Source organism: Microbacterium lacus, assembly GCF_002812805.1.
Classification (GTDB): domain Bacteria; phylum Actinomycetota; class Actinomycetes; order Actinomycetales; family Microbacteriaceae; genus Microbacterium; species Microbacterium lacus_A.
Genome location: NZ_NMUM01000022.1, coordinates 302,739 through 311,372, shown reverse-complemented (window position 1 = coordinate 311,372; position 8,634 = coordinate 302,739). Strand labels below are relative to the sequence as shown.

General features: G+C 67.3%; 12 protein-coding genes. 1 reads left to right on the top strand and 11 read right to left on the bottom strand.

All coding sequences use genetic code 11. The features are described from left to right. Window positions 1–54: 54 nt before the first annotated feature. The 5 genes from CGU34_RS07765 to infC all read right to left on the bottom strand — a co-directional run bounded on the left by CGU34_RS07765 (window position 55) and on the right by infC (window position 3,460). Complete coding sequence (locus CGU34_RS07765; RefSeq protein ID WP_100809640.1) at window positions 55–1,296, bottom strand: IS256 family transposase; 1,242 nt, start codon at window positions 1,294–1,296, stop codon at window positions 55–57. Window positions 1,297–1,378: 82 nt separating this feature from the next. Beyond that, window positions 1,379–2,062, bottom strand: a complete 684-nt coding sequence (locus CGU34_RS07760; protein ID WP_100813758.1) for a TrmH family RNA methyltransferase — start codon at window positions 2,060–2,062, stop codon at window positions 1,379–1,381. A 90-nt stretch (window positions 2,063–2,152) separates the two neighbouring features. Beyond that, on the bottom strand, window positions 2,153–2,539 hold the full coding sequence (gene rplT, locus CGU34_RS07755; RefSeq protein ID WP_036301883.1) for a 50S ribosomal protein L20: 387 nt from the start codon (window positions 2,537–2,539) through the stop codon (window positions 2,153–2,155). Between the two features lie 31 nt (window positions 2,540–2,570). After that, window positions 2,571–2,765: a 50S ribosomal protein L35 gene (rpmI, locus tag CGU34_RS07750; RefSeq protein ID WP_036301881.1), complete on the bottom strand. Its 195-nt coding sequence runs from the start codon at window positions 2,763–2,765 to the stop codon at window positions 2,571–2,573. Between the two features lie 74 nt (window positions 2,766–2,839). After that, window positions 2,840–3,460 (bottom strand): translation initiation factor IF-3, encoded by a 621-nt coding sequence (gene infC, locus CGU34_RS07745; protein ID WP_081766484.1) that lies wholly within the window; start codon window positions 3,458–3,460, stop codon window positions 2,840–2,842. A 324-nt stretch (window positions 3,461–3,784) separates the two neighbouring features. On the opposite strand from infC, the gene CGU34_RS07740 reads away from it, so the two are divergent. Then, window positions 3,785–4,159: a DUF1844 domain-containing protein gene (locus CGU34_RS07740; protein ID WP_051514236.1), complete on the top strand. Its 375-nt coding sequence runs from the start codon at window positions 3,785–3,787 to the stop codon at window positions 4,157–4,159. A 15-nt stretch (window positions 4,160–4,174) separates the two neighbouring features. On the opposite strand, the gene CGU34_RS07735 is transcribed toward CGU34_RS07740, so the two are convergent. From CGU34_RS07735 to CGU34_RS07710, 6 genes are all read right to left on the bottom strand, one after another. Next, window positions 4,175–4,978 carry an SseB family protein gene (locus tag CGU34_RS07735; protein ID WP_100813757.1) on the bottom strand — a complete coding sequence of 268 codons (804 nt, stop codon included), beginning with the start codon at window positions 4,976–4,978 and terminating at the stop codon, window positions 4,175–4,177. Beyond that, a complete protein-coding gene (priA, locus tag CGU34_RS07730; RefSeq protein WP_100813756.1) occupies window positions 4,962–5,708 on the bottom strand; it encodes a bifunctional 1-(5-phosphoribosyl)-5-((5-phosphoribosylamino)methylideneamino)imidazole-4-carboxamide isomerase/phosphoribosylanthranilate isomerase PriA in 747 nt (248 codons plus the stop codon). The genes CGU34_RS07735 and priA overlap by 17 nt, the downstream gene beginning before the upstream one ends. An 87-nt stretch (window positions 5,709–5,795) precedes the next feature. Then, window positions 5,796–6,464 carry an imidazole glycerol phosphate synthase subunit HisH gene (gene hisH, locus CGU34_RS07725; protein WP_036294660.1) on the bottom strand — a complete coding sequence of 223 codons (669 nt, stop codon included), beginning with the start codon at window positions 6,462–6,464 and terminating at the stop codon, window positions 5,796–5,798. After that, window positions 6,461–7,063, bottom strand: a complete 603-nt coding sequence (gene hisB, locus CGU34_RS07720; RefSeq protein WP_036294657.1) for an imidazoleglycerol-phosphate dehydratase HisB — start codon at window positions 7,061–7,063, stop codon at window positions 6,461–6,463. The genes hisH and hisB overlap by 4 nt, the downstream gene beginning before the upstream one ends. Continuing rightward, window positions 7,060–8,145 carry a histidinol-phosphate transaminase gene (locus CGU34_RS07715; RefSeq protein ID WP_036294654.1) on the bottom strand — a complete coding sequence of 362 codons (1,086 nt, stop codon included), beginning with the start codon at window positions 8,143–8,145 and terminating at the stop codon, window positions 7,060–7,062. The genes hisB and CGU34_RS07715 overlap by 4 nt, the downstream gene beginning before the upstream one ends. Window positions 8,146–8,197: 52 nt before the next feature. Then, window positions 8,198–8,545 carry a LysM peptidoglycan-binding domain-containing protein gene (locus tag CGU34_RS07710; protein WP_036294651.1) on the bottom strand — a complete coding sequence of 116 codons (348 nt, stop codon included), beginning with the start codon at window positions 8,543–8,545 and terminating at the stop codon, window positions 8,198–8,200. Between the last annotated feature and the right edge of the window lie 89 nt (window positions 8,546–8,634).

Here is an 8,634-nt window from a genome sequence, read left to right as displayed (position 1 = left end):
GGTCAAGTCCTGGGACGTGGTGTATCGGTGATCGTGTGATCCCTCGTGTCGAGGTCAGGCTGTGAGGGCCCGAAGGTCGGGTTCGATCACCTCCTCTGTGGTGGGTTCGCCGACGCGGCGTGCGGCGGCGAGGGCGTCGAGGCCGAGGTAGCGGCGTTGCTCGGCCCACTCGTCGTGTTGCTCGGCGAGGACGGCGCCGACGAGCCGGATGATCGCGTCGCGGTTCGGGAAGATGCCCACGACGTCGGTGCGGCGGCGGATCTCCCGGTTGAGGCGTTCGTTCGGATTGTTGGACCAGATCTGCCGCCAGATGCTCTTCGGGAACGCGGTGAACGCGAGGATCTCCTCACGTGCGGCCTCGAGGTGCTCGAACGACCTGGGGAGCTTGTGCTCGAGCGCGTCCAGGACGCGGTCGAACTGGGCGTGCACGGACTCCGCGTCGGGCTGGTCGAAAACCGTGCCCAGCAGGGTCTTCACCCATGGCCACGAGGACTTTGGGGTCACGCTCATCAGGTTCGCCGCGTAGTGGGTTCTGCACCTCTGCCAGGACCCGCCGACGGTCGCGCCGATCGCTGCGACCAGACCTGCGTGTGCGTCGGACGTGACGAGCTTCACGCCGGTCAGGCCTCTCGCGACGAGGTCGCGCCAGAACGTCAGCCAGCCGGCGCCGTCTTCGGTCGAGTTGACTTGCAGACCGAGGATCTCGCGGTAGCCGTCGGCGTTCACGCCGGTCGCGACCAGCACCGCGACCTTCACGACCCGGCCGCCCTCGCGGACCTTCATGGTGAGCGCGTCGGCGGCGACGAACGAGTACGGGCCGGCGTCCAACGGCCGGGTGCGGAACGCGGTCACCTGCTCGTCAAGGTCGCGCGCCATCTCCGACACCTGCGACTTCGACAGCCCGGTGATCCCGAGGGTCTTCACCAGGTCATCCATCCGACGGGTGGACACGCCGAGGAGGTAGCTGGTCGCGACCACGGTGGTCAGTGCGGCCTCCGCGCGGCGGCGGCGTTCCAGCAGCCACTCCGGGAAGTAGGTGCCCTGCCGGAGCTTGGGGATCTTCACGTCGATGGTCCCGGCGCGGGTGTCGAAGTCGCGGTGGCGGTAACCGTTGCGACGGTTCACCCTGTCGTCGCTGATCGTGCCGTAAGCGGCGCCGCAGATCTGGTCCGCGTCCGCGGATAGCAGCTGGTTGATGAACGTGCCGAGCATCTCCCGCAGCAGATCGGGAGACGCCTGCGCGAGGTGGTCTTCGAGGAAGCGGGCAGGGTCGATATCGTGGGGTGAGACGGTCATCGTCGGGGTCCTTTCGAGATGGATGTGAAGAGTTCTCTCGAAGGATCACGCGGTGACCGTCGCTACGTCCGCAGCGACACGGTCACCCGATCCGTACACCACCTTGCCGGACGCCACCGAGCCATGCGGTCGGCTCGGCAAGAATCCCCTGGTCGCGTGCCTCGAGCAGATCGTCGCCCTTCACATCGGCGGCGATGACCCGCAGACCCGCGCCGCGCGCCAGCTCGAGCGCCTCCGCGAGGTCGGTCGTCAGCGCGATGGGGAGGTGAAACAGGGAACCGGTGGTCGCGCGCACAACCTTGGGGTTGTAGGGATCGACCGTGCGGCCGGTCAACACGACGGCATCAGCGCCCGCGGCATCCGCTGCCCGAATGATCGTGCCGAGATTGCCGGGGTCGCGAACCTCCTCGCACACGGCGATGAGGCGCGGGGATGCCCCGAAAATCTCGCGGATCGAAACCGGGAACTGCCGGGCGACGGCGACGACCCCCTGCGGCGTGACGGTGTCGGCCATCGCGTCGAGGACGGCCTCGGTCGTGTACTCGACCTCGACACCGGCGGTGGCAGCGAGCTCACGTAGTTCCCCGTGCCGCTCGATAGCCGTCGGGGTCGCGAAAAACTCGACGATTGCCTCGGGCCGATAGGTCAGAGCCTCGCGAACGGCCTGCGGACCCTCGAGCAGAAACAGCCCCGTCTCGTGACGGGCGCTTCGTTTGGTCAGTTTTGCGACGGCGCGCACGCGCGGCGAGCGCGGGTTCTCGAGCACGTGCACAGTCTAGGGCGCCGCGGTGTAGCGCCCGTGAACGCCGAAGGCCCCGCCCTCGAGAGAGAGCGGGGCCTTCGAACAAACAGGTGCTTACGCGGATGCCTTGGGCGCCGACGTGTCGGCCGGCAGCGCGGCCTTGGCCGTGGCGACGAGCGACGCGAACGTGGCGGGCTCGTTGACCGCGAGCTCGGCGAGCATGCGACGGTCGACCTGCACACCCGCGAGGCCGAGGCCCTGGATGAAGCGGTTGTACGTCAGGCCGTTCTGGCGGGACGCGGCGTTGATGCGCTGGATCCAGAGGCGACGGAAGTCGCCCTTGCGCTTGCGACGGTCACGGTACGCGTAGACCAGGGAGTGGGTGACCTGCTCCTTGGCCTTGCGGTACAGGCGCGAACGCTGTCCGCGGTAACCGGAGGCGCGCTCGAGGATGACGCGACGCTTCTTGTGGGCGTTTACTGCCCGCTTGACTCTAGCCATTTGTCTTGTTTCCTATCCTGATTCGGCGCGCTCAGCGACCGAGAAGCTTCTTGGCGACCTTGGTGTCGGCCTTGGACAGGACCTGGTCCTGGTTCAGGCGACGCGTGCGACGGCTCGACTTGCCCTCGAGGTTGTGGCGCATACCGGCCTGCTGCTTCTTGAGCTTTCCGCTACCGGTGATCTTGAAGCGCTTCTTGGCACCCGAGTGGGTCTTCTGCTTCGGCATCTCGTTTTCCTTTGCTGAGGCCCCGGAGGGCGTCGTGGGTGTGCACCCGCCGAGGCGGGAGTGGTGTGGGGGTCCTACTCGGCGACCGAGTCGGCGGTCTCGGACTCGGGCTTGGGACCGCGTGCCTCGCGTGCCGCCTGCTTGGAGGCGTCGCGCTTGGCGTTCTGCTCGGTCTTGACCTCGGACTTGTTCTTGTGCGGTGCGACCACCATGACCATGTTGCGACCATCGATCGTCGGGTTCGACTCGACCGTGCCGTACTCGGCCACATCTTCCGCGAACTTACGCAGAAGACGAACACCCTGCTCGGGACGCGACTGCTCGCGACCACGGAAGAGGATCATCGCCTTGACCTTGTCGCCGGTCTTCAGGAAGCCCTCGGCGCGCTTGCGCTTGGTTTCGTAGTCGTGCTCGTCGATCTTCAAGCGGAAACGGACCTCTTTGAGGACCGTGTTCGCCTGGTTGCGGCGTGCTTCCTTGGCCTTCTGCGCAGCCTCGTACTTGAACTTCCCGTAATCCATGATCTTGACCACGGGCGGCTTCGAGTTGGGGGCCACCTCGACGAGGTCGAGCTCTGCCTCCTGAGCGAGGCGCAGCGCTGCCTCGATGCGGACGACACCGATCTGCTCTCCTGCGGGGCCGACGAGTCGGACCTCGGGCACGCGGATGCGGTCGTTGGTGCGGGGATCGCTGATGCGGAACTCCTCTAGATCTGGGTAACCGCACGACGAAGCCGCACGGGGTGGAAGCACCCGGAGACGAGAGTTTCCGGGTGAAGCGAACGTCGCATTCCACCCGGCGCGGAGTTGATACAGCCCGCCGGCTTTGTGCCCAGACCACTGGATGCCTCGGATCGAGACGAGCCAGCGGAGCACGTGGACCCGGTAGCCTGGCCTATGGCCGGCGCGGGTGGGATGCGAATCCTCTTCGAACCGAGACAAAAGTCCCGGAGCCCGCAGAAGTCTAGCAGAGAGCGACACGTGAGCACGATTCCCCCCGAAGACAATGTCCCGCACAGCATGGAACCGGATGCCGCGACCCAGGCTCGCTGGGAGGAACAGGAGCGTGCCGCCTCGGCCGCAACCCGCGATATCGCGGATGTTCCGGCCGTCGAGATCATCACGACGACCGCGGTCCACCTACTAAGTGCCGCCGCCGTCAAGACCGGGCTCGCCGATGATCCCGCCAACCAGACCGACCTGGACGAGGCTCGCAAGCTCATCAACGCCCTCGCCGGCTTGATCAGCGCGGCCGCGCCCGAAGTCAGCGACATGCACGCCCGGTCGCTCCGCGACGGTCTGCGCTCGGTGCAGTTGGCGTTCCGCGAGGCATCCGTCATCCCCGATCCGATCGGCAAGGGACCCGGCGAGAAGTGGACCGGACCCGTCACCTGAGCGGATCAACCGCGCTCAAGGCGCCGAGCGCTCCAGGCGAACCGTGAGCGAGTCGACGAGCGTCGCGATGCGGTCATCGGCCGCCCACCGCTGAGCCAGGCGAGCGAGCACGGGGTCGAGTTCCTGACGATCGAGCCCCTGCAGCAGACTCAACCGGACGATCGTCTCGGGCCCGCGCAGGCGCGCAGTCGGGTCGCCCGCTTCGAGTGCGATGTCGACGGCCGCCAGCTCGGACGCGATCGATTCGAGGAACGCCTGGCGCACCTCGACGGATTCTGACGACGGCATCCACGACTCGCCCTGCGCGAGCGCCCAGACGGCGGGCCGACGGATGACGAACTCGGTCTCGGAACCCGGGTCGACCACGATCAGGTCTGTGCCCTCCCCCACGGCGGCCTGAGCCACGCGGAACACGGGCGTTGGGATCGGTCGCGCCGACGCATCCCACGCCTGCAGAGCCGCCACGCTCGAGAACGCTGGCAGCACGGTTCGCCCGTCGGGGGCCGCCACGGTCACGATCGAGAGCTCCTGCGTCTTGTCCACGGTCAGACCGGATGCCGAGACCCCCGTCTCGCCACGTTCCGCGACGAGGGGCACGAGAAGGCGGGCGGCGCGCAAGGAATCGACCACGGCGGCCTGACCGACCTCGCCCGCGCGGAACGCGGCGAGGGCGACGAGGAAGGCTTCCGGCGCCGAACCGTCATCGCCCGCGTGGGGGTTCGGCTGAAATGCGCGCCCCTCCCAGGGAACGCCCGCCGAGTCGGTGCCGTGCTGGTGCGCGGCGCCGTTCGGGTCTTCCGGGTCAGCCGGCTGCGACATCCAACGCCTCGGCCAGCGTGAAGGCGCCAGCGTAGAGGGCCCGACCGACGATCGCGCCCTCGACCCCGAGCGGGACGAGTTCGCGCAGTGCCGCAATGTCATCGAGGCTCGAGACGCCGCCCGAGGCCACGACGGGCTTGGGTGTGCGCGACGTCACCTGACGGAGCAAGTCGAGGTTCGGACCCTTGAGGGTGCCGTCCTTCGTGACGTCGGTGACGACGTAGCGACTGCAGCCGGCCGCTTCGAGACGCTGCAGGACCGTCCAGAGGTCGCCCCCGTCCTCGGTCCAGCCTCGCGCGGCCAGCGTCGTGCCCCGCACATCCAGACCGACGGCGATCGCCTCGCCGTAGCGGGCGATGACATCTGCCGCCCATTCGGGGTTCTCGAGCGCTGCGGTGCCGAGGTTGATGCGACTGGCACCGCTCTCGAGGGCGGCCTCGAGTGAGCGGTCGTCGCGGATGCCCCCGGAGAGCTCGACCCGCACACCCTTGACCTGCTTGATCACCTTGCGGAGAACGGCGGTGTTGTTTCCGCGACCGAATGCCGCGTCGAGATCGACGAGGTGAATCCACGTCGCGCCCTGCCGGGCGAAATCGAGGGCCGCGTCGACGGGATCGCCGTGGAAGGTTTCGGTGCCGGCTTCGCCCTGGGTGAGGCGGACGGCCTTACCTCCGGCGACATCGACGGCGGGAAGAAGGACGAGCTCGGGTGTGGCGGAGAAGTCGTTCATGGATCCTCGTGCGTGGGCGGATGCGCCGGTTTTACACCGGATTCGGCTGCCGCGCGGGGCGGTCCGAAGGCCGGATAGGCACGAAGCCTAGATGTTAGTCGGGGTCAGGCCGTCGATCCAATTCGCGAGCAGTCGGATGCCCGCGGCACCGGACTTCTCGGGGTGGAACTGCGTCGCCGAGAGCGGGCCGTTCTCCACCGCGGCGAGGAACGGTGCACCGTAGTCCGTCCAGGTCAGGTGCGGGTTGGCGAAGGGCCCGTTCGCCTCCAGCTGCCATTCCTGCACGCCGAACGAGTGGACGAAATAGAAGCGCTCATCCTCGAGACCGGCGAACAACTTCGATCCCGGATCGGGGCGGACCGTGTTCCAGCCCATGTGCGGCAGAACGGGGGCGTCGAGTTCGCGGACGACACCCGGCCACTCCCCCATGCCCTCTGTGTCCACGCCGCGCTCAACACCCAGCTCGAACAGCACCTGCATGCCGACACAGATGCCGAGCACGGGGCGTCCACCCGCGAGACGCCGGTCGATCAGTCGGTCCCCACCGCTCGCCCGCAGCGCCTCCATGACAGCGCGAAAAGCACCGACGCCGGGCACGAGAAGACCGTCGGCCTCGAGCACGAGCTGAGGGTCCGACGTCAGACGCGCGTCAGCGCCCGCCGCCTGCAGCGCCTTGACGGCCGAGTGGACGTTGCCGGATCCATAGTCGAGGACGGCGACGAGAGGTCGACGCTCTCCGGAATCCGCGTCTGTCACAGTGCACCCTTGGTGCTCGGGATCCCCTCGACGAGGGGATCGAGCGACTTGGCTTGGCGGAAGGCACGGGCGAAGGCCTTGTACTCGGCCTCGGCGATGTGGTGAGGGTCGCGCCCCTCGAGCACGCGAATGTGCACCGTGAGACCACCATTGAACGCGATCGCCTCGAACGTGTGGCGCACGAGCGATCCCGTGAAGTGGCCACCGATCAGGTGGTGTTCGAACCCGGCGGGCTCACCCGTGTGCACCAGGTACGGACGACCCGAAATGTCGACGACCGCCTGCGCAAGGGCTTCATCAAGCGGTACGAGGGCGTCGCCGTAGCGAGAGATACCGGCCTTGTCGCCGAGCGCCTCGCGGATGGCGATGCCCAGCACGATGGAGACATCCTCGACCGTGTGGTGTGCGTCGATCTGCGTGTCGCCCGTCGCCTTCACGGTCAGGTCGGTCAGCGAGTGCTTCGCAAATGCCGTGAGCATGTGGTCGAAGAACGGAACCGTCGTGTCGATACTCGAGCGACCCGTTCCATCGAGGTTGATTTCGAGGTCGACGGATGACTCACTCGTGCGACGAGTCTTGCTCGCCGTGCGCTCGCTCATGCCTGCGAGTCTATCGACGCGAGTTGGTCGAGGAACGCGGTGGTCTCATCCTCTGTGCCCGCCGAGACACGCAGCGTGCCGGGAAGTCCGACGTCGCGAACAAGCACGCCACGCTCGAACAGCGCGCGCCAGGTCGCGGCGGGATCGTTCACGCCACCGAACAGGATGAAGTTGGTCCATGACTCGTACGGTTCGTATCCGAGCGCGGACAGGGTCGCACCCATGCGGTCACGCTGCGCGACGATGTCGTCGACCATCGCAAGCATGGTGTCGGCGTGGCGCAGCGCGCCGAGCGCGGCCGCTTGCGTGAGCGAGCTCAGGTGATAGGGCAACCGCACGAGGCGGAGAGCGTCGATGAACGCGGGATTCGCCGCAAGATACCCGACGCGCGCACCGGCGAAGGCGAACGCCTTGCTCATCGTGCGCGAGACCGCGAGACGGGGACGATCGTGCAGAAGCGTCAGCGCCGACCGCTGGTCGTGCGGTGCGAACTCCCAATACGCCTCGTCGACGACGACGACGCCACGGGATGCCTGATACACCGCCTCGATGACGTCGATGGGCAGCGGTGTTCCCGTGGGATTGTTCGGCGAACACAACAGGATGATGTCTGGGTCCGCCTGCGCGACCTGCTCGGCCGCGAACTCCGGGGTCAGCGTGAAGTCGTGTCCGCGTTCACCCACAACCCACCCCGCACCGGTCCCTGCCGCCAGGAGCGGGTACATCGAGTAGGTCGGGCCGAATCCGAAAACGGTGCGACCCGGCCCACCGAAGGCCTGCATGATGTGCTGCAGCACCTCGTTCGATCCGTTCGCCGCCCACATGTTCTGCGCAGTCAGGCCATGCCCGAGATAGTCGGCGAAAGCCTCACGCAACGTGTCGAATTCGCGATCGGGATAGCGGTTGATCTCACGAAGGGCGACGGCGATGCCATCCAGGATGTCGTCCGCCACCTCTTGGGGAACCGGGTGCGTGTTCTCGTTGACGTTCAGTGCGATCGGCACGCTGGCCTGCGGGGCTCCGTAGGGAATCTTCCCTCGGAGATCGTCACGGAGAGGAAGGTCTTCGAGGGATGCGCTCACCCCTCCCATGCTACGACGCGCGAGACGAGGGGCGACGACTGGGTGTTCTTCCCTAGGAGGCGAGGTCGGCCGGGATCGCGATGCTCTGTCCGGCGACGACAGACGAAGAACCGAGCGCGTTCAGGCGGACGATCTCGTCCACGACATCCCTCGGATCGGAGGTCGGCGCCACCTCGAGGGCAATCGACCACAGGGTGTCACCCGGCTCGACCAGCACGGTGGTGAACTCATCGGCCGACGCCGAAACACTGCGCGAGGCGAGGGCCTCGCCACTCGCGAGGACACCGACGAACACTGCTGCTGCCAGGGGCAGCGACACCAAGCTCACGACGACGCGACGTCCGCGTGCCGTCAGCCGCAGGCGAGTGTGCGATGGCATCGACATGAGTGCGGTGGTCATCTTGTCCTCCTGGATCGTGCGGTGCTGTGTAGCGCGGGATGAGCGTGGTGGTCGCGAGTCCGGGCGGGCCGGTCGTGAGTCCAGCTCCG

Excerpts from the sequence above, each read along its gene's own strand:
- CGU34_RS07765 (WP_100809640.1), bottom strand. The coding sequence starts at position 1,296 with ATGACCGTCTCACCCCACGATATCGACCCTGCCCGCTTCCTCGAAGAC.
- rplT (WP_036301883.1), bottom strand. The coding sequence starts at position 2,539 with ATGGCTAGAGTCAAGCGGGCAGTAAACGCCCACAAGAAGCGTCGCGTC.
- rpmI (WP_036301881.1), bottom strand. The coding sequence starts at position 2,765 with ATGCCGAAGCAGAAGACCCACTCGGGTGCCAAGAAGCGCTTCAAGATC.
- CGU34_RS07740 (WP_051514236.1), top strand. The coding sequence starts at position 3,785 with ATGGAACCGGATGCCGCGACCCAGGCTCGCTGGGAGGAACAGGAGCGT.
- CGU34_RS07735 (WP_100813757.1), bottom strand. The coding sequence starts at position 4,978 with ATGTCGCAGCCGGCTGACCCGGAAGACCCGAACGGCGCCGCGCACCAG.
- priA (WP_100813756.1), bottom strand. The coding sequence starts at position 5,708 with ATGAACGACTTCTCCGCCACACCCGAGCTCGTCCTTCTTCCCGCCGTC.
- hisB (WP_036294657.1), bottom strand. The coding sequence starts at position 7,063 with ATGAGCGAGCGCACGGCGAGCAAGACTCGTCGCACGAGTGAGTCATCC.
- CGU34_RS07710 (WP_036294651.1), bottom strand. The coding sequence starts at position 8,545 with ATGACCACCGCACTCATGTCGATGCCATCGCACACTCGCCTGCGGCTG.